The sequence below is a fragment of the Telmatospirillum sp. J64-1 genome (genome assembly GCF_006980715.1).
Classification (GTDB): domain Bacteria; phylum Pseudomonadota; class Alphaproteobacteria; order Rhodospirillales; family Magnetospirillaceae; genus Oleiliquidispirillum; species Oleiliquidispirillum nitrogeniifigens.
In genome coordinates, this window is the sequence record NZ_SBHN01000015.1 from 22991 (window position 1) to 42390 (window position 19400).

Sequence of the window (19400 nt, forward strand, 5' to 3'; positions counted from 1 at the left end):
GCAAGGGCGATGGGGGTGCCTAAACTGGATAACGGGCAGGTCTTTGACGTCCTGATCATCGGCAGCGGCGCCGCCGGACTGACCCTGGCGCTGCAGCTGGCGCCCCATGCCCGCGTCGCGGTGCTGTCCAAGAAGGACCTGACCGAGGGCAGCACCTTCTATGCCCAGGGTGGCATCGCCGCCGTGCTGGACGATGCCGACACCGTCGAATCCCATATCGAAGACACGCTGGTCGCGGGGGCCGGGCTGTGCGACCGCAATGCCGTCCGCTTCGTGGTCGAGAATGCCAAGGAGGCCATCCAGCGCCTGATCGGCTATGGCGTGCCCTTCACCCGCGCCGAATCCCCCGACGGCAGCGGCCTGGAATATCACTTGACCCGCGAGGGCGGCCACAGCCATCGCCGCATCATCCACGCCGCCGACGCCACCGGCATGGCGGTCGAGACCACCCTGGCCGACCGGGTGCGTGAAAGCGGCGCGATTCTGCTGGAAAACCATGTCGCGGTGGACCTGATCCGCGAGAAGCTGCCGGGCAAGCGGCTGGGGCGCTGTGTCGGGGCTTATGCGTTGGACGTGGCGGACGGCCATGTGAAGCTGTTCCGTGCCCGCGTGGTGGTGCTGGCCACCGGCGGGGCCAGCAAGGTCTATCTCTATACCAGCAATCCCGACGGCAGCACCGGCGACGGCATCGCCATGGCCTGGCGCGCCGGTTGCCGTGTCGCCAACATGGAATTCAGCCAGTTCCATCCGACCTGCCTCTATCACCCGCAGGCCAAGACCTTCCTGGTGACCGAGGCCCTGCGCGGCGAGGGGGCAAGGCTGCTGCTGCCCGACGGTGAAAGGTTCATGCAGCGCTTCGACCCGCGCGGCGAACTGGCCCCGCGCGACATCGTGGCGCGGGCCATCGACCACGAGATGAAGCGGCTGGGCCTGGATTGCGTGCATCTGGATATCAGCCACCGCGATCCGGATTTCGTGCGCGGTCATTTCCCCACCGTCTACCAGACCTGCCTGCAATACGGCATCGACATCACCAGGCAGCCGATCCCGGTGGTGCCTGCTGCCCATTACACCTGCGGCGGGGTGATGACCGATCGGCATGGGCGGACCGATGTGGCGGGGCTCTACGCCATCGGCGAGGTCGCCTTCACCGGCCTGCACGGCGCCAACCGCATGGCCTCGAACTCGCTGCTGGAATGCCTGGTCTATGGCGCCGCCGCCGCCCAGGACATCCGCGAGCGGCTGGAGACCATCCCCGTCCCGCCGCCGCTGCCCGCCTGGGACGAAAGCTGGGTCACCGATTCCGACGAAGAGGTGGTGGTCTCCCATAACTGGGATGAGTTGCGCCGCTTCATGTGGGATTATGTGGGGATCGTGCGCAGCACCAAGCGGCTGGAACGCGCCAAGCACCGCATCAAGCTGCTGCAGGACGAGATCCACGAATATTATTCCAGCTTCCGCGTCACCTCGGACCTGCTGGAACTGCGCAACCTGACCGTGGTGGCCAAGCTGATCATCCGCTCGGCCCTGGACCGCAAGGAAAGCCGGGGACTTCATTACACGCTGGACTTCCCCGAGCCCGATCCGATCGCGCCCCCGCAGAACACCATCCTGGTGCCGCCCAATTTCTCCGCCCGTCGGGTGGAACTGATGCAGCAGGAACCCGTGGAGTAGGACAGCCGATGCTCCATATCAGATGCGGCGATGACATTATGGACATGCTTGCCGCTCTGCCTGGAGACCGCCTGCGCTCGATCGATCCCGTCTGCGAAGGTCCCTTGCCCCAGGGCGTGGAGGGGAGGGAATGGCATTCCCTGCGCGCCCGCTTCATCGCTCGCCGCTATGGTGCCGACGAAGCCGAAATCGCCGCTATGCTGGCCGCCGAACAGGCCGAGCTCGAAGCCTCGGTCGATCAGGAAGAGGTCGTGCTGTGGTTCGAGCACGATCTGTTCGACCAGGCCATCCTGGTCCGCCTGTTGTCCTGGTTCGCTCGCCATCCCTGCAACCGCCTGTCGCTTGTCTGCATCGGCAAGCATCCGGCCGTTCCCCGCTTTCTCGGCCTTGAGCAGCTTTCGCCCGAGCAACTGAGAGCGCTCTTTCCCCAGCGCAAGGCGGTGACAACGGCGCAATTCATCCTGGGCCAAGTGGCCTGGAACGCCCTTCGTTCGCCCGATCCGCGCCGGGTGGTGGCCCTGCTGGATCAGGATCTTTCCGCCTTGCCGTTCCTGGAAGCGGCGCTGGAACGTCATCTCGCCGAATTCCCCGATGCCACCGGGCTGGGCCTGACCGCCGCCCTGACCTTGCAGGCCATCGCCGAGGGCTGTGCCAAGGAAGAAGACTGCTTCCAGGCGGTGCAGGACAAGGAAGGGGCGCCTTATCTGGGCTTTGCCATGTGGCGGGCGCATCTTTACGACCTGATGAACGGGCGGCAGGCGGCGGTGGTCCGCCGGGGCGAAGGCCTGACCCTGACGCCTTTCGGTGAGTCCTTGCTTGCCGGGGAAGCCGACTGGATCGCGGCCAACGGCATCGACCGCTGGATCGGCGGCGTCCATCTGCGGCCGGACCATCTGTGGCGGCGGCCAAGGTGATACTGGCTCGAGACACAGATGGACACAGATAAACACGGATGATTCTTATTATTCCGGACTGCTGACAAAGACGTCGCCCCCTTATCCATCCGTCACCCCCGCGGAAGCGGGGGTCCATGTTGGGGCTTTAGGACGATGTGAGCCGCCAGATAGGGATGTTGCGGCTCCATGGGCTCCCGCTTTCGCGGGAGTGACGAGAAGGAAGATGGCTTGGTCCGTCTGTGTCTCTATAAATACCTTCACATCTCCACCAAAGTCCGCAGCATTCCCTTGCGTTCCTCCGCCTCGAAGGGGATCGGGCGGCAGAGGTCGATGGCGCGCAGGCCGACGCGCAGGGCGCGCAAGCCGGAGATGCCGCCTTCGGCGAAGCGGGCGGAGAGCTTTTCCAGGAGACTGCCGCCCAGGGCGTCGGCCATGGCCTGGCCTGCGGGATCGGCGGCGGCGGCCAGGGCGGCGCTGGTGATGACTGAACGGGCCAGGACCAGGGTGGACAGGCTGCTGGGGCGGAAGCCGTAGATTTCGCCGATACGCCGGATCATCGCCAAGCTGCGCCAGACGACGATGGCGACATCCAGGGCGGGATGGGGGCTGACGGCGGTGGCGCCCATGACGCCATAGCCGGTCAGGCGCACCACGCGGCGGGCCTCGGCATCCAGCGGCGTCAGCACCGCGCCGTGGAACTGGCGCAGGATGGCGGCGGTGTCGTTCAGCCCCTGGCTGCGGTGGCGGAAGTTGCGCACCAGTTCCGGCCGCCTTTCGCCGACCATCGTCAGCACCGGAGTCAGGGCTTGTTCCAGGCGGCGGGGGGAGTTGCTTTCCTCGGCCTCGGCCAGGGCGCGGCGGAACTTGTCCACCTCGCCCAGCCGCCGCAGGGCGCGGACCTCCCGCCACGAGGCGAAGGCGAGCGAGACCAGCAGCGCCGCGAACAGCAGGCCCAGCAGCCCCGCCCCGACGGGATCGCGGGTGAACAGCCCCGACAGCCACATCGTGGTGTCATAGATCAGGAAGGCGCCGATGGTCAGGACCAGCAGCGCCAGCACCCGCCCCCAGGGCGAGGGGCGACGGGTCAAGGGCTCCGGCGGCGGTTCCTCGTCCAGAGCCTCGACAGGGGAGGAGACGATTCCGGGTTCGGCACCGGGCGGCGCGGTTTCCTCGGGCGCGGGGCGCGTCACCAGCGAGGGATCGACGGGGCCGGGCTCGTGAGGGGGACGTTTGTCGGTCATGTCATGTCCTCGCCGATGAGAAAGTCCAGCGCCTCGGCCAGTTTGATGGCGGGGAAGCCGCCATGGCGCCAAGCCGGATCGTTGCGCGGCTGGAAATCCCAGAAGCGATAGCGGAAGGCATCCCAGCGCGGCGGGAAGTCCAGCGGCACCGCGCCGGGATCGAAGGCCTGTTCCTCGGTATCGCCCGGGCGCCTGCCGAACAGGATTTCCCGCCCCGTATCGGAGCGCCGCATGTCCTCGGTGCAGCGGATCGCGGCGATGGCGGCAACCTGGATCTCGGCACTGGTTTTGATGCGGTTGGATTCGTCGACCACATGCAGCATGCGCCGGGTCAGGTTCTCCAGATGCAGGCGGTCGCCGCGAATCACGTGATCGGCCTTGGTGGCGGCGAACAATACCTTGTCGATGCCGCGCCGTCCTGTCAGCCAGGACAGCGGGCCGCTGCGGCCATGGCGGAAATTGCCCAGGATGGCGGCCAGGGCCTGGCTCATGTCCTCGAACACCGTCGGTCCGGCATCCAAGGCCCGCAAGGCATCGATCAGCACGATCTGGCGGTCGAGGGCGGTGAAATGGCGGCGGTAGAAATCGCGTACCACCTTGTCCTGATAATCCCGGTATTTGGCGCGGAAGGCCTCGTGCAGCGAGCCGCGCCCGGGCTTGGCCCCCGCTTGCGCCCCGGGCAAAGGGCAGAAGCGCAGCACCGCAGCACCGCGCAGGCTGCCCGGCGTCAGGAAGCGGCCCGGCTGCAGGAAGCGCAGGCCGCGTTCGGCGCAGGCGCGTAGGTACTCGGTATAAAGCCGGGCCGCCTCGGCGGCATATTCCTCGTCATGCGCGGTGTCGGGCGCGCGTTGGGTGACGAAGGACAGCCAGTCGCGGGACAGTTCGGCGCGTGGTCCCAGGCGCGCCTGATCCAGCATGGCCTGGGACCATGTCTCGAAATCCTGCTCCAGCATGGGCAGGTCGACCAGCCATTCGCCGGGATAATCGATGATATCGAGGGTGAGGAGGGATTCGCCCGATCCCAGGCCGCGCCCGGCGGCGACGGCCCGCAGGCCTCGGCCCCGGCGGTAGCGCAGCTCCACGCGGATGCGCGAAATGCCTTCGGTCGGCTGGGGCCAGGAGGGAGTCTCGCCGGTCAGGGCGCGCAGGGTCTGGCCGTAGGGGAATTCGGGGACGGTGGCGTTGGCGTCGTGGCGCAGCACCGCGCCGACCAATCGGCCTTCGTCGAAGGGGCCGAAACCGCGCAAGGGGCTTTTCGCCGCCGTGGTCTCGGCCCGCAGAAGATCGTGCAGCAGGGCGGTGATGAAGACCGTCTTGCCCGCCCGCGCCAAGCCGGTCACGCCCAACTCGATCTTCCTGGTCAGCAGGTTGGACGGGCTCAGCTTTGGAATGAAATCGACCATGTTCTCCCTCGGATTCCTCAGGCGGCGCAACTATAGCGCGGATGGCGCGCCCGGGTCTGGGGAGAAATAGGAACGAGGCCCTCGATCCGCCCGCCTTTCATGCCGTGGGAATGCGGACCCGCACGGTCTGGCCGCTGGGGCCTGGGAATTGCTCGAACAAGGCGCGGGTGAGATAGGGCATGGCCGGGTTCAGCTCCCGCACACCCGTTTCGGCCACGGCACGGCCCTGCCACAAGGCGCGGCGCTGGCCGGTCTGCCAGACCCTCCCGTCGTTCAGCGAGACCTCCAGGTATTGGGTGTAATAGGTGGTACTGCGGGTGTCGCTGCCCAGCGGGATTGTCGCCCCCAGGCCGTACCAACTGCGCGAGCCGAAGCCGTAGCCGGCGCTGCCGTAGAAGGGCTGCGAGGAGATGTGGGTGCGCTGTCCGCCCTGGCCGTAATCCAGGGTCACCACGTAATCGGCTTGGCCGGTGCCGGGGGCCACGGGCAGCATGCCCTGCGCTTCCAGCTGCGCGGCGACCATTTCCGCATATGTCTGGAATTCCAGCGATCCTTGCTGTTCGCCCACCGGCATGATCGTGAAGCTTTGTCCCGCCACCTGGGCCGTCGGTAAGGCATGAAAGCGGGTGACATCGGAAGTCACCATGCGCGGCCCGCAAGCGGCAAGCCCCAACACGAGGGCGGCGACGACGAAAAGATGACGGAACATGGGACTCTCCTTGCTGAAGAGCGTGACCGTTTCGGAAACCTCTAGCTGAAAGATATAGGGCGCCGGGGCCCTCTCGTCACGCGGCACTCACCACAAGGAGGCGGAATGGGGAAAAGGGGTACAACAGGAAAAAGGGCGGCTCGTGCCGCCCCCGCAGGTCTTCCGACCGCCGATGCGGTCAGCGATTCACTGTCGTCCGCTGGGACGCCCGGTTCAGGTGCCGGGTCAATGCCTGCTCGATGGAATCGGGCTGGACATCGCAGCTGGTGGCCTCTTCGGGATGCGCGGGGTCGAATACCGCCCACCCGTCGGCCCGTCTTTGCAGACGGACGTGATAAAGGACTTCCTCGGTCATCGGTGCCTTCCCTCCTTCTTGCTTGTTTGTCTTGTTGTTTTGCGGGGGAGATGAAACACGTTTTCGCGGCACGGCGGCAACAAGCCAAAGGTGTCAGACGGGTGCAATGTCCGTATGACTGATGGTGGAGAATCGCGGCGCACCTCTTCTTCCTCTTCCTCGTCCAGCCCGCCCCGGTCGATGACGTTCAGCAGGCGGTTCGAGCCGGTGCGGTCGGCGGTGTCCAGTTGCACGGCCTTGGCGACGGGGGCACGGCCTTCCGCCACCCGGCCCAATCGCACCAGTACATAGCCATAGGCTTTCAGCACGAAGAGCAGGAAGCGCGCTTCGGGCTTCCAGGAGGTGAAGTCCGCATCCTCCGGTTCCAGGGCCTGCCAGTCCGGCCCCAGGTTCAAGCGGCGCAGGGCATGGCCCAGGCAGGCTTCGGCATGGGGCAGGGCATCTTCCAGCCGGTTCTTATAGAAGAAGAATTTATAGGCCGAGATGCTGATGGCGAGATGGTTGGGCGCCAGTCCCAGGGCGGCGTGGAGATAGGCTTCCGCCTCGTCCGTGTCGTGCCAGTAATGGGCTACCAGATGTAACGCCCGCTCGGCTTCGGCTGGAATGTCCTCGTCGAAGAAGCGACGGTTGTTCAGCCATTCCTCGTCCCATGTCTCGGCCATGCGTCCCTCCGTTCTGGAGTGGGCATTAAACCATACAAACAATACGGCTATCCAGGGGGCGAATGTCTCGCCTACAGCAGGAGACTTAACCTATTGAGATATTTATCGGATTAGCCGCATCCCGAGGAGCCGCGAAGCGGCGTCTCGAAGCATGGGGCGGGGTCCATACGAAGCCAGACCTAAAGGAACGGGACTCTAGACGGGCCGCCGGGCGCGCAGGGCGGCGCCGATGGTGCCGTCGTCCAGATAGTCCAGTTCTCCCCCGACCGGCACGCCATGGGCGAGGCCCGAGACGGAGACGGGACAATCCTTCAGGCGGTCGGCGATGTAATGGGCGGTGGTCTGGCCGTCCACCGTGGCGCCGGTGGCCAGGATGACCTCGCTGACCTGGCCGTCGCGGGCGCGGGCGAGCAGGGCGGGGATGTTCAGGTCTTCGGGGCCGATGCCGTCAAGGGCGGACAGCACGCCGCCCAGCACGTGGTAGCGCCCGCGGAACAGGCCGGTGCGTTCCATGGCCCACAGGCCCGACACGTCCTCGACCACGCAGATCTGGCTGGCATCGCGCTTGGGATCGGCGCAGATGGCGCAGGGATCGGTACTGTCGTAATTGCCGCAGACCGAACAGGTCTTGACCGTCGCCGCCGCGTCGGCCAAGGCGCGGGACAGCGGGTCGAGCAGGCTGTCCCGGCGCTTGACCAGGAACAGCGCGGCGCGACGGGCGGAACGCGGCCCCAGTCCCGGCAGTTTGGCCAGAAGCTGGATCATGCGTTCGATTTCTGGTCCGGCCATGATCGGTATCTATGCGGCAGAAGCGTGGCGGGCATGCTTCGAGACGGTCGCTGCTGCGATCTCCCCAGCATGAGGATATCCCTCGTCCTGAGGAGCGCGCAGCGCGTCTCGAAGGGCGCGTGTCAGAAGGGGAGCTTGAAACCGGCCGGCAGGTTCAGGCCGCCGGTCAGCTTGGACATTTCGTCCTGCATCTGGGTTTCGGCCTTGGTCTTGGCGTCGTTGAAGGCGGCGACGATCAGGTCTTCCAGCACTTCCACGTCATTGGGATCGACCAGCGAGGGATCGATCTTGAGCTTGCGCAGTTCGCTCTTGCCGTTCAGCGTGACGCTGACCATGCCTCCGCCGGAGGTGCCGGTGACTTCCAGCTCGGCCATCTTGGCCTGCATTTCCGCCATCTTGGCCTGCATCTGCTGGGCCTGCTTCATGATCTGACCGAGATTCTTCATTCTTCGTCTCCCGTCTCTACATCGGCATCCGTCAGGGCGGCGGCCGGTTCTTCAGTTTCCAGGTCCAGGACCTTCTCGATACTGGCGCCGGGGAAGGCCGCAAGGACGGCCTGCACCAGCGGGTGATTGGCGGCATCTTCACGTCGGCGCTGCTCGGCGGCGAGGCGCTGTTCCATCAATGTGGGCTCGCCCGGCTCGCTTGACACCGTGACGACCCAGCGCATGCCGGTCCATTCGGTGAGCAGGCGGCCCAGCTTGTTGGGCAGGTCCTGCGCCGCCCTGGGGCCGAGGCGGATTTCGATGCGCCCGGTTTCGAATTTCACCAGATGGACATTCGCCATCAGGTCGGTGGCGATCAGGGCTTCGCGCTTTTCGTCGCAAAGCTTATAGACCTCTTCGAAGCTGCGCGGGCCGCTGGGCGGCGGCGGGGCGGGCTCGGGCGGCGGCACGATGCGCAGCGCCGCCTGCGGGCCGTGGACCGGTCCGCCCTGGGGGGCGCCCTGCTGCGAGACGGCATGGACATAGCCGCCGCCATCGCCGCCGCTCGGTGCCGTGGCGCGGGGATTTCCGCCGCCGCCGGGAGGCTGCGGCTGGTTCTGCCCGCCGCGCAGGCTTTCGATCAATTCGGCGGGACTGGGCAGCTCGGCGGCATAGGCTAGCCGCACCAGCGCCATTTCCGTGGCCTGCAGGGGCGAGGGGGCGGAACGCGCCTCGTTCAGCCCTTTCAGCAGCATCTGCCAGGCCCGGGTCAGCGTCGCCATCGACAGGCCCTGCGCCATCTCGCGGCCGCGCACCCGCTCGGTCTCGCCCACCGCCGCGCCGTCGGCCTGGTCGGGGGCGACCTTCAGGCGGGTCAGCCAATGGGTCAGCTCCAGCATGTCCTGCAGGATCACCACCGGATCGGCCCCGGCATTGTACTGGTCGGCGACCTGGGCCAGGGCATTGGCGATATCGCCCTTCATCACCGCGTCCAGCAGGTCGAAGACCCGCGCCCGGTCGGCCAGGCCCAGCATGTCGCGGACCTGTTCCTCGGTCACGTCGCCGCCGCAATGGGCGATGGCCTGGTCGAGCAGCGACAGGCCGTCGCGCACCGAGCCGTCGGCGGCGCGCGCGATCATCGCCAGGGCGGCGGGCGCAACGCGGGCGGATTCCTTTTCGGCGATGGCGGCGAAATGGGCCGACAGCGTGTCGATCTCGACGCGGCGCAGGTCGAAGCGCTGGCAGCGCGACAGCACCGTGATGGGGATCTTGCGGATCTCGGTGGTGGCGAAGATGAACTTCACATGCTCGGGCGGCTCTTCCAGCGTCTTCAGCAGCGCGTTGAAGGCCGCCGTCGAGAGCATGTGGACTTCGTCGATGATGTAGATCTTGAACCGCGCCGAGGTCGGGCGGTAGCGCACGCCCTCGATCAGTTCGCGGATGTCGTTGACGCCGGTACGCGAGGCGGCGTCCATCTCCATCACGTCGACATGCCGGTCCTCGGCGATGGCGCGGCAATTGTCGCATTGGCCGCAAGGCGCGATGGTCGGCCCGCCGGTGCCGTCCGGTCCGATGCAGTTCAGGGCGCGGGCGATGATGCGGGCGGTGGTGGTCTTGCCCACGCCGCGCACGCCGGTCAGCACGAAGGCATGCGCCAATCGCCCGGACTGGATGGCATTGGTGAGGGTGCGAACCATCGCCTCTTGCCCGATCAACCCGGCAAAGTCGCTGGGCCGGTACTTGCGCGCAAGAACGCGGTACGGCGGAGAGGATACGGTTTCGGTCATCGACCCTGGTGGCCAAGTGGCCGCTGGGGGAAAAGAGGTGGGAGACCGACAAACGACCCGAGTCGGAACTCGTTACGGCTGCTTCCTTCCGGACCTGACCGGGTTGGCGAGGAACTCGTCCGCCGCCAGCCTCCCAGGGGCACTATATCAGCCGTCCGGGGCTTCGACGCAAGCCCGAAAGCACGGACGGCGCCCCTTGATGGTGAAAAGGTTGAGCGAAGAGGCCGAAAATCCGGGGGAAAGGAGAGAAGAAACCCCGTATTTCCGGTCGCTTCGCCCGATTGTGACGTGGGACCAATGGGGGAAGGGATCAACATGGCGAGGGGATGACCCTCTTGAGAGTGAGGCCGCACGAAAAGGGGAAGGACTCTGCCGCCTTGATTGGCCGCGGGGGTCTGTCTAGGTTCTGCTGTCCAGGGTCAACAGAGACGTTCAGGATGAGAGAGCAGAAACCGGCTGTGGAATTCGACACGGTCCCGCTGAGCAAGCGCGAGCAGATTCTGGCCGCGGCCAGGGAGGAATTCCTGGAATACGGCTATGCGGCGACCACCATGGACGCCGTGGCGGCACGGGCCGGCGTGTCCAAGGCCACGATCTATGCGCATTTCGAGAACAAGCAGACCCTGTTCGGCGCGATGATCACCAACCGCTGCGAACAGAGCTTCGACAAGCTGCCGGTGCCCCGGGGCGATGCGCGCAGCCTGCGGACCGAGTTGCATGCCCTGGGCCTGATGATGATCAGGCTGATCTATGCGCCCGAAGCCATCGCCCTTTATCGCGTCGTCATCGCCGAAAGCGCCCGCCAGCCCGAACTGGGCGAGATCTTCCACGTCTCGGGCCCCGCCCGGGCCATGGCCAGCCTCACCGCCTATTTCCAGAAGCTGAAGGACAAGGGGCTGCTCGCCATCCCCGATGCCCGGCTGACGGCCGAGATGTTCGTCGGCATGCTGAAGGGCCAGGACTACATGCGCCGCCTGCTCAACATGGAAGAAGGCGGCTGCCGCCCCGAGGATCTGGTCGAGGCGGCGGTCGAGACGCTGCTGCGGGCCTATGCACTGCAGGCCGAGGAAGTGTGAGACAGATGCCAGGGGGATAACGCAAGTTGGTCTCCCAGGTTTAGGGCCCTTTTGTTTTCCACCAGATATAAATAAAGACCCTTATGAAGGGCATAGTCACGGAGGATGTGCAGTCATAAGGCTGGGGTGATGTGTTAAAAGGCCGGCGGACATGACATAGCCGAGTTTGTTTGTGCTAAAACGAACTGCAGGCAAAAACCAAGCCGAGGGTTGCTAATGTCCGAGGCCACATTGTCGATAGCGGTCGATAGCTTTACCTTGTTCGCGGCGAACGCCATTATTCTTGTCGTGATGGCAGGGGCGTTTTTCTCTGCTTGGCGGAAGCAGCGTGATTCGACGTATTGGATCTCGTGGGTCGCAGCCAATCTGGCGCTTTCCGCCGCTCTCGTTATTTTCATGGTCGTTCCGGCAGAACGAGCAGGGCTGCTGATCACTCTGGCCAATTGTTTGCTGGTCGTGGGGTTTGGGTTGCGTTGGCGAGCAGCCCGTCAGTTCACGGGCCGGCCGGCTCCTTGGTTCCTTGTATGGGGAGCCACTATCCCAACTGCGATATTTTTCGCCTTCCCAAGCATCTTCGGCTATGGAACGGCTTATTTCGCCGTGAATATCATTCTGGCCGTCCAGTCCATGTTCATTGCCTGGGAATTCCAGGGCGAGAAGCAGAGGGATCTGCCTTCAAGCTATGGCTTGATCTGCTCCTATCTGTTGATGGGGCTGTCTTTTGCATTTCGAGCAGCCCAAGGCCTCTTCCTCAATGACGAGATGGGGAGCTATCTGCCCCAGGATATATTGTTGGAAATCCATTTGCTTATTGCAGTGGTTCATACGGTTTCGGCTGGCGCTTTCGCCCTATCCATCTCTTATGAGCGGGCTGCGATCAGTCTAAGGCGTATCGCTTTGCAGGATCCATTGACCGGGCTTTATAACCGGCGGGCGTTCGAGGGACGGTTGCGAGAGGTTCTTGAGGGGCAGCGTGGCCAAGGATTAGCCATCGTCCTGTTCGACATTGATCATTTCAAGGCCATCAATGATCGCTATGGTCATGCGGCGGGGGATGCGGCATTGCAGAGATGCGCCGGGGTTTTTCTCGAAACCCTGCGCCAATCCGATTTTGTCGCTCGAATCGGCGGCGAGGAATTTGCTGCTATCCTTCCCGATATATCAGCCCATGATGCTTATGAGGTTGCGGAAAGGGTGCGTCAGTCCATCGAGGGCTGTCAAATCAGCACAAAAGGCACCAGCTTCGCGCTGACACTTAGTGCCGGTATCTGTCACAGCGTTACCGATGAACATGATGTCGATGAGCTGCTGAGACAGGCCGACAAGAATCTCTACCGGGCGAAGGAAACAGGTCGTAACCGTGTAGAATGTGGCAATCACATATCCAGCACGAAGATTCCTGTTCTCCCTGTCGGAGCAGACTGACAGCGAGAGGTGTCTGAAGAGGATCTACTTCTCTGCCTTTACGGGGGCGGCGGGGTGAATTTGGGGTCGTTGGCCCAGTCGCGGGCGAGCTTGCGGTTGTCGTCTTCCAGCAGGGCCTCGACATTCGCCAGTTCGGTGGCGACATCCTGGCCGCCGGCCTTGGCGCGCAGCAGCCAGACATAGGCGCGGAAGGCGCCGAACTGGTCCTCGCGGGTGGTGCGGTACTGGCCGGCGACGCTTTTCTGTGCCGGGGCATAGCCCGCCACGGCGGCTTCGTAGAGATAGCGCAGCCCGGCCTGGCGGCGGCCTTCCTGCTGCAGCAGCATCTGGGCGAGGGAATATTGCGCCTCGGGCAGGCCCTTCAGCGCGGCCTGTTCCATCCAGCGCTGGGCCAGGGCCTCGTTGCGCTGGCTCGGATCGCCGTTGCGCAATTGCAGGGCGGCCTGGTATTGGCGCGCGGCATCGCCGGATTCGACCTCGTGGAGCATTTGCGCTTCCCGCATCAGGGCCTCGGGAACGGGACGCCGGGCCATCACCTGGCGCACCCGTTCGACCAGCCGCGACGGATCGGTTTCGGCCGCCAGTTCCATCACGCCTTCCTGGAACAGCCGCCGGGCCTGGGTCTGGTCGCGGGGAAGGCCGCGCCCGTCCCAATAGAGCGCGCCCAGGCGCAGCTTGGCGGTGCCGTCGCCCTTGTCGGCGGCACGCTGGTAAAGCTCAATGGCGCGGTCCAGTCCGCCGCCGGGGCATTCGCCCAATTCGTAGCGGCCGCCCAGATGGGTCAGGTCGGCGGGGCTGACATTTCCCACCGGCAGGCTTTCCAGCGCTTGCAGTTCGTTGTCGCAGGGATCGGGCGGCAACGGGGTGGGAATGAACAATTCCTGCGGCGGCGTGACGGCGGCAGGGGCCGGGGTCACGTCCTCTTCGGCGGGGGGCTGACTTCCGACGGGTGGCAGGGCAGGGGGGGCTGCGCTCTCCGGAGGCAGGGTACAGGCCCCCAGCAGCGCCGTTGCTGCAAGGACAAGGCCGGTGGCTCTCAGCGCGTTCATGGTCCGCAATCCCCTGTTACGGCAAAAGAGCCGTCAAAACCCCGTTCAGCAGCGGCCGGCCGGCCGCACTCGTTCGAATTCCGTCTTCGTCGGCAATGACGAAGCCGGATGAAATCATATCGGCCAAGCCGGCGGCGTCCAATACTTCCTCGGGATGACAGCCCGCCAGGGAGACAAAACGTTCGCGGACGAGGCCCTCGCGCAGGCGCAGCCCCATCATCACCAGCTCGATTCGGCGCTCGGCCAGCGAGAGGGGCGTGTCCTCGCGGGTGGCGTGGCCCTGGGATTCGACCAGCGACAGCCAGGCATCGGGCGCGCGGTGCTGGCGCAAAGCGTGATGGGTGCCGTCCAGGGTCAGGCGGCCATGGGCGCCGGGGCCGATTCCGACATAATCGCCGCCGCGCCAATAGACGAGGTTGTGGCGGCTTTCCGCGCCGGGCCGGGCGTGATTGGAGATCTCGTAGGCGGGCAGGCCTGCCTGTTCGCAGATTTCCTGGGTGGCGTCCCACAAGGCCGCCCCGGCATCGTCGTCCGGCAGCACGAAATCGCCGCGCGCATGGGCGGGATGGAAGGCGGTGCCGGGCTCGATGGTCAATTGATAGAGCGACAGATGTTCGGCGGCATGGTCCAGCGCGCGGCTCAGTTCGGCGCGCCACGAGGGCACGTCCTGGCCCGGCCGGGCATAGATCAGGTCGAACGACATGCGCGGGAAGGTGTCGCGGGCCAGGGCGATGGCGCGCAGCGCTTCCTCGACCGAATGGCGGCGGCCCAGGAAGCGCAGGTCTTCCTCCTTCAGCGATTGCACGCCCATCGACAGGCGCTCGATCCCGGCCTCGCGGAAGGCCCGGAAGCGGGCGGCATCGACGGTGCCGGGATTGGCCTCCAGCGTGATCTCGAATTCGTTGCTGACGGTCCAGTGGCGCCGAACCGCGGCCACGATCTCGGCCACCGTGTCGGGGGCCATCAGCGAGGGCGTGCCGCCGCCGAAGAACAGGCTGCTGACCCGCCGGTCCGGCGTCAGCACCGCGTAATGCTCGAGTTCTGTCAAGAGCGCGCGGCGCCAGCGGTCCTGGTCGATGCTGTCGGCGACATGGCTGTTGAAGTCGCAATACGGGCATTTCGACAGGCAGAACGGCCAATGGACATAGATACCGAAACCGGCGTCGGCGCTGTCAGACATGGGAAAACCCGTATTGGATCATGATGAAAGGCAAGATAGGAGCCGCAGCCCCGGGCGCCATGGGAGAGGTGCGCTGAAGCATCCTTCGAGACGGGCCTTCGGCCCTCCTCAGGATGAGGTCTGATTCAGGAGAGAATTAGCCTCATCTTGAGGAGCCGCGAAGCGGCGTCTCGAAAGGTGAAGGCGGGCCAGAAGCCTTCGCAAACTCACGCGAACAGCGCGTCGACCATCTTGCGGAAGGCCTCGGCGCGGTGGCTGATGGCGTGCTTGGCATCGGCATCCATCTCGCCGAAGGTCTGCCTGCTGCCCTGGGGCAGGAACATCGGGTCGTAGCCGAAGCCGTTCTCGCCGCGCGGCGGCCAGACCAGTTCGCCATGGACGACACCTTCGAAGGTGATGATCTCGCCATCGGGCCAGCACAGCGACAGGGCGCAGACGAAACGGGCGCTGCGATCTGCTTCCCCGCCGGGATTCTGGCTGTTCAGGGCGTCATGCACCTTGGCCATGGCCAAACCGAAATCCTTCGACGGCCCGGCCCAGCGCGCCGAATAGATGCCGGGCAGGCCGCCCAGCCCGTCCACCGCCATCCCTGAATCATCGGCCAGGGCCGGCAGCTTGGCGGCCATGGCGGCGGCGCGGGCCTTCAGTTCGGCATTCTCGACGAAGGTCGATCCGGTCTCCTCGGGCTCGGGCAGGCCCAATTCGCCCGCCGAAACCACTTCGACGCCATAGGGCGCCAGCAGCTCGGCGATCTCGCGCAGCTTGCCGGCGTTATGGGTGGCGATGACCAGCTTCTTCTCGGTGAAACGGCGCATGGTCCTAGCCCTCCAACACCTGGGCGATGGCCTGGCGCTGCTTCTCGGCCAGTTCGGCCACGCCCTTCTCGGCCAGGGAAAGAAGCGAGAAGAACTCGTCCTTCTGGAAGGGCTTGTCCTCGGCGGTGCCCTGCACCTCGACGATGGCGCCGGTACCGGTCAGCACGAAATTGGCATCGGCCTGGGCCGTGGAATCCTCGGCATAATCCAGATCGAGAACCGGAACGCCCTGCCACAGGCCGCAGGAAATGGCGGCAACCTGATCGGTCAGCGGCACGCTTTGCAGCACGCCCAGCTTCACCAGGCGGGCGAAGGCCAGATGCAGGGCGACATAGGAGCCGGTGATGGCGGCGGTGCGGGTGCCGCCATCGGCTTGCAAAACGTCGCAATCGACCTTGATCTGTATTTCGCCCATGGCCTTCAGGTCGGTGACCGAGCGCAGGGACCGGCCGATCAGGCGCTGGATTTCCTGGGTGCGGCCCGATTGCTTGCCCTTGGCGGCTTCGCGGTCGGTGCGCGAATGGGTCGAACGGGGCAGCATGCCGTATTCGGCCGTCACCCAGCCCTTGCCGCTGTTGCGCAGGAAGGGGGGCACGCGCTCGTCAACCGAGGCGGTGCACAGGACGTGAGTATCGCCGAAACGGGCCAGGCAGGAGCCTTCGGCATATTTCGAGAAATTGGGTTCGAGCACGATCTGGCGCAGCTCGTCGGGGGTACGGCCCGAAGGTCTCATGGAACGGCATCCTCTTGCTGGAACGGAGGGAAGCTAGCGATTCGTGTCCCATCCGTCCAGTTCCGCGAGAGGAGATGCCGAGAGGTCAAGTTGACGGGGGGAGAAGGGCCAATTAGATTCCGCTGACGGAAAGCCATGACAGACATGAAGAAGAACGCCAAGGGAGGGCCCGTCGTCGAGTTGAGCGAACGCTCGCGCGAGGTCTTCCGACAGATCGTCGAGACATATGTGGAGACCGGCGAGCCCGTCGGCTCGCGCACGCTCTCGCGCCGGCTGTCCAATTCGCTGTCTCCCGCGACCATCCGCAACGTGATGGCCGATTTGGAAGAGGCCGGGCTGCTGTTCGCGCCCCATACCTCGGCCGGGCGGATGCCGACCGAGGCGGGGATGCGTCTCTTCGTCAACGGCCTGCTGGAAATCGGCCAACTCGGCGGCAACGAGCAGAAGCGTATCGAGGAATTGTGCCGCGCCGCCGGCAAGAGCCGCGAACAGGCGCTGGAAGAAGCCATTTCCATGCTGTCGGGGCTGGCCCGCTGCGCCGGGCTGGTGCTGGCGCCCAAGACGCAGAGCCAGTTGCGTCATATCGAATTCGTGCTGCTCAATCCCGGCCGCGCCCTGGTGGTCATCGTCACCGCCGACGGGCAGGTGGAAAACCGCGTGGTCGAGGTGCCGCGCGACCTGCCGCCCTCGGCCCTGGTGGAGGCGACCAATTTCCTTAATGCCCGGCTGACGGGGCGCACTCTGAACGAGGCCCGCGACGCCCTTCTGGCCGAGCTGGAGAAGGACCGCAGCCAGCTCAACGAGTTGACCGGCAAGGTGGTCGAGGCCGGTCTGGCGACCTGGGCGGGCGGCGACAAGGGCGGCTCGCTGATCGTCCGCGGCCAGTCCCATCTGCTGGAGGACGTGACCGCCGTCACCGACCTCGAGCGCATCCGGGTGCTGTTCGATGCCCTGGAAACGAAGGAGCAGCTGGTCCGGCTGCTGGATCTGACCAACAATGCCGAAGGCATCCAGATCTTCATCGGTGCCGAGAATGAATTGTTCAGCCATTCCGGCTGCTCGATGATCGTTGCCCCTTACCACAATTCGCAGGAACAGATCATCGGCGCCATCGGGGTGATCGGCCCCACCCGCATCAACTATGCCCGCATCATTCCGTTGGTGGATTACACCTCCAAGGTGATCGGGCGCCTTATCGGATAGACAGGATTCCATGAGCCAGGAAAAGAAGGACGATCCCCAGTCCAACGCCCCGGAACAGCAGGCCACGCCCAACCCGATCTCGAGCGACGAGACGGTGGGACTGGGCGGTGGCGCCGAGGAGGCGGCGGAAGCCCCCGCGCCGGAGCCTTCCGCTCGTGAGGCGGAACTCGAGGCCGAGATCGAGAAGCTGAAGAAGGATGTGCTCTACGCCGCCGCCGAGACGGAGAATGTGCGTCGCCGCCTGACCCAGCAGGCCGAGGAACGCGGCAAATACGCGGTCACCAATTTCGCCCGCGACATGCTGGCGGTGGCCGACAACCTGCGCCGCGCCCTGGAGGCCCTGCCTGCCGATCAGGCCGACAGCGACATGGCCAAGAACCTGATCGCGGGCGTCGAGATGACCGAGCGCGAATTGCTCAACATCTTCGAACGTCACGGCATCCGCCGCGTGCCGGCGATGGGCGAGCGCTTCGATCCCAACCTGCATCAGGCCATGATGGAGGTCGAGGATGCCAGCAAGCCTTCGGGCACGGTGGTGGTCGAGATGCAGGCCGGTTATGTGATCCAGGACCGCCTGCTGCGTCCGGCCATGGTCGGCGTGTCCAAGGGCGGCCCCAAGCCCGGGCCGGGCGAAGGCGGCGAGCAGAAGGTCGATACCACCGCCTGATCTGCGGCGGCATCGGGCAGGGGCTTCGGCCCTTGCCGGGATTCTGAAACGGAAGGCCGGAAAATGCTGTCAGGATGGCTGAGGCCGGCGCTGCTGCTGGCGGGCGTAATGCTGTCCTCCGCCGCCGCAGCCCAGGGGCCTGCGACGCAGATGCCGGGGCAGCGGATTTCGGTCACGGTGGAATCCCTGCCCCCGCCGGGAACCGAGGACAGCGTCACCAATCCGCCCCGTGAAGTGCCGCGCCCCGACGGGGCTGGGCTGAATCTGCCGCCGGGCTTCACCGCCACCCTGTTCGCCGAGGGCCTGAACCATGCACGCTGGCTGCTGGCGGCGGAGAATGGCGACGTCTTCCTAGCGGAATCGCGTAGCGGCAGGATCACGCTGTTGCGGGATGAGACCGGTGACGGCCGGGCCGACCTGATCCAGCCCTTCGCGGAAGGATTCGCGCGGCCCCATGGCATGGCGATCCGCGACGGCTTCTTCTGGGTAGCCGATACCGCGCGGGTGTGGCGGGCGCCCTACGAGCCGGGCCAGATCAAGGCCGATGCCTTCGAGCCCGTGACGGCGCCGGGCGCCCTGGGCGATGCCGGGGGGCATTGGACCCGCAGCCTGGTCTTCCATCCCACCGCGCCGCGTTTCTTCGTGGGCATCGGTGCACGCGGGAATATCGGCATTGAGCCGGAGCCGCGCGCGACCATCCAGGAATTCTCCGTCGACGGGGCTTGGCAGCGGACCTATGCCTCGGGCCTGCGCAATCCGACCGGCCTGGCCTTTCATCCCCAGACCGGGGAATTGTGGACGGTCGTCAACGAGCGCGACGGCATGGGCGAAAGGCTGGTGCCCGATTACCTGACCCAGGTGCAGGAGGGGGGCTTCTACGGCTGGCCCTATGCCTATCTGGGCCCCAATCCCCAGCCGGATTTCGCCGCCCTGGCACCCAGCGACCTGATCGATCGGACCATCCTTCCCGATGTGCTGTTCGAGGCCCATTCCGCGCCGATGGGATTCGTCTTCTACGATCACGACCATTTCCCCGAGGATTATCGCGGGGATGCCTTCGTCGCCCTGCGCGGCTCGTGGAATGCCGACGAGCCGGTGGCCTATACGGTGGTACGGGTGAATTTCCGCGACGGGCGGCCGGAAGAGAACGCCTACGAGATCTTCGCTTCCGGCTTCTGGGTCGAGGGCACGCATCGTGCCTCGGTCTGGGGCCGTCCCGTTGGCCTGGCGGTCATGCCCGACGGCGCCTTGCTGGTGGCCGACGATACCGGCCAGACGGTGTGGCGGATCACCTATGACGGAGAGCGCTAA

19 protein-coding genes and 1 other RNA gene are annotated in these 19400 nt (G+C 65.5%); 7 read left to right on the forward strand and 13 right to left on the reverse strand.

Going from position 1 to position 19400, the window contains the following annotated elements; genetic code table 11:
• The first annotated feature begins 15 nt into the window (after nt 1–15).
• Together nadB and EPD66_RS14635 are read left to right on the forward strand one after the other, a co-directional pair.
• Nucleotides 16–1674: an L-aspartate oxidase gene (gene nadB, locus EPD66_RS14630; RefSeq protein ID WP_370511888.1), complete on the forward strand. Its 1659-nt coding sequence runs from the start codon at nt 16–18 to the stop codon at nt 1672–1674.
• Nucleotides 1675–1682: 8 nt separating this feature from the next.
• On the forward strand, nt 1683–2588 hold the full coding sequence (locus EPD66_RS14635; RefSeq protein ID WP_142849264.1) for a hypothetical protein: 906 nt from the start codon (nt 1683–1685) through the stop codon (nt 2586–2588).
• A 239-nt stretch (nt 2589–2827) separates the two neighbouring features.
• Here the strand turns inward: EPD66_RS14635 and EPD66_RS14640 are convergent, their stop codons facing one another.
• From EPD66_RS14640 to ffs, 9 genes are all read right to left on the reverse strand, one after another.
• Nucleotides 2828–3811, reverse strand: a complete 984-nt coding sequence (locus EPD66_RS14640; RefSeq protein WP_142849265.1) for a TIGR01620 family protein — start codon at nt 3809–3811, stop codon at nt 2828–2830.
• Complete coding sequence (locus EPD66_RS14645; protein ID WP_142849266.1) at nt 3808–5214, reverse strand: YcjX family protein; 1407 nt, start codon at nt 5212–5214, stop codon at nt 3808–3810. Before EPD66_RS14645 ends, EPD66_RS14640 begins: the two co-directional genes overlap by 4 nt.
• Before the next feature lie 97 nt (nt 5215–5311).
• Complete coding sequence (locus tag EPD66_RS14650) at nt 5312–5923, reverse strand: DUF4136 domain-containing protein (protein ID WP_142849267.1); 612 nt, start codon at nt 5921–5923, stop codon at nt 5312–5314.
• 178 nt (nt 5924–6101) lie between these two features.
• Nucleotides 6102–6278, reverse strand: coding sequence for a hypothetical protein (locus tag EPD66_RS24090; protein WP_185961427.1), 177 nt, complete (start codon nt 6276–6278; stop codon nt 6102–6104).
• Nucleotides 6275–6940 carry a hypothetical protein gene (locus tag EPD66_RS14655; RefSeq protein ID WP_142849268.1) on the reverse strand — a complete coding sequence of 222 codons (666 nt, stop codon included), beginning with the start codon at nt 6938–6940 and terminating at the stop codon, nt 6275–6277. The genes EPD66_RS24090 and EPD66_RS14655 overlap by 4 nt, the downstream gene beginning before the upstream one ends.
• A gap of 195 nt (nt 6941–7135) precedes the next feature.
• Nucleotides 7136–7729 (reverse strand): recombination mediator RecR, encoded by a 594-nt coding sequence (gene recR / locus EPD66_RS14660; protein WP_142849269.1) that lies wholly within the window; start codon nt 7727–7729, stop codon nt 7136–7138.
• Between the two features lie 122 nt (nt 7730–7851).
• The gene (locus EPD66_RS14665) at nt 7852–8175 is read right to left on the reverse strand and encodes a YbaB/EbfC family nucleoid-associated protein (RefSeq protein WP_142849270.1); all 324 of its coding nucleotides are present in this window, start codon (nt 8173–8175) and stop codon (nt 7852–7854) included.
• A complete protein-coding gene (locus EPD66_RS14670) occupies nt 8172–9941 on the reverse strand; it encodes a DNA polymerase III subunit gamma/tau (RefSeq protein ID WP_142849271.1) in 1770 nt (589 codons plus the stop codon). Before EPD66_RS14670 ends, EPD66_RS14665 begins: the two co-directional genes overlap by 4 nt.
• Before the next feature lie 37 nt (nt 9942–9978).
• Nucleotides 9979–10075, reverse strand: an RNA gene (gene ffs, locus EPD66_RS14675) — signal recognition particle sRNA small type.
• 303 nt (nt 10076–10378) lie between these two features.
• On the opposite strand from ffs, the gene EPD66_RS14680 reads away from it, so the two are divergent.
• Together EPD66_RS14680 and EPD66_RS14685 are read left to right on the forward strand one after the other, a co-directional pair.
• Entirely contained in the window at nt 10379–11017 is a 639-nt protein-coding gene (locus tag EPD66_RS14680) for a TetR/AcrR family transcriptional regulator (protein WP_185961428.1), read from the forward strand.
• 216 nt (nt 11018–11233) lie between these two features.
• Nucleotides 11234–12442 (forward strand): GGDEF domain-containing protein, encoded by a 1209-nt coding sequence (locus EPD66_RS14685; protein WP_142849273.1) that lies wholly within the window; start codon nt 11234–11236, stop codon nt 12440–12442.
• 38 nt (nt 12443–12480) lie between these two features.
• On the opposite strand, the gene EPD66_RS14690 is transcribed toward EPD66_RS14685, so the two are convergent.
• From EPD66_RS14690 to rph, 4 genes are all read right to left on the reverse strand, one after another.
• Nucleotides 12481–13491, reverse strand: a complete 1011-nt coding sequence (locus EPD66_RS14690) for a tetratricopeptide repeat protein (protein WP_142849274.1) — start codon at nt 13489–13491, stop codon at nt 12481–12483.
• A 16-nt stretch (nt 13492–13507) separates the two neighbouring features.
• Complete coding sequence (gene hemW / locus EPD66_RS14695; protein ID WP_142849275.1) at nt 13508–14671, reverse strand: radical SAM family heme chaperone HemW; 1164 nt, start codon at nt 14669–14671, stop codon at nt 13508–13510.
• A gap of 206 nt (nt 14672–14877) precedes the next feature.
• Nucleotides 14878–15486, reverse strand: coding sequence for an RdgB/HAM1 family non-canonical purine NTP pyrophosphatase (gene rdgB / locus EPD66_RS14700; RefSeq protein ID WP_142849276.1), 609 nt, complete (start codon nt 15484–15486; stop codon nt 14878–14880).
• Between the two features lie 4 nt (nt 15487–15490).
• On the reverse strand, nt 15491–16219 hold the full coding sequence (rph, locus tag EPD66_RS14705) for a ribonuclease PH (RefSeq protein ID WP_142849277.1): 729 nt from the start codon (nt 16217–16219) through the stop codon (nt 15491–15493).
• 144 nt (nt 16220–16363) lie between these two features.
• Here rph and hrcA point away from each other — a divergent pair, with 144 nt between their 5' ends.
• From hrcA to EPD66_RS14720, 3 genes are all read left to right on the forward strand, one after another.
• Nucleotides 16364–17422 carry a heat-inducible transcriptional repressor HrcA gene (hrcA, locus tag EPD66_RS14710; protein ID WP_142849356.1) on the forward strand — a complete coding sequence of 353 codons (1059 nt, stop codon included), beginning with the start codon at nt 16364–16366 and terminating at the stop codon, nt 17420–17422.
• A gap of 10 nt (nt 17423–17432) precedes the next feature.
• On the forward strand, nt 17433–18089 hold the full coding sequence (gene grpE, locus EPD66_RS14715) for a nucleotide exchange factor GrpE (protein ID WP_142849278.1): 657 nt from the start codon (nt 17433–17435) through the stop codon (nt 18087–18089).
• 63 nt (nt 18090–18152) lie between these two features.
• Complete coding sequence (locus tag EPD66_RS14720; protein WP_142849279.1) at nt 18153–19400, forward strand: sorbosone dehydrogenase family protein; 1248 nt, start codon at nt 18153–18155, stop codon at nt 19398–19400.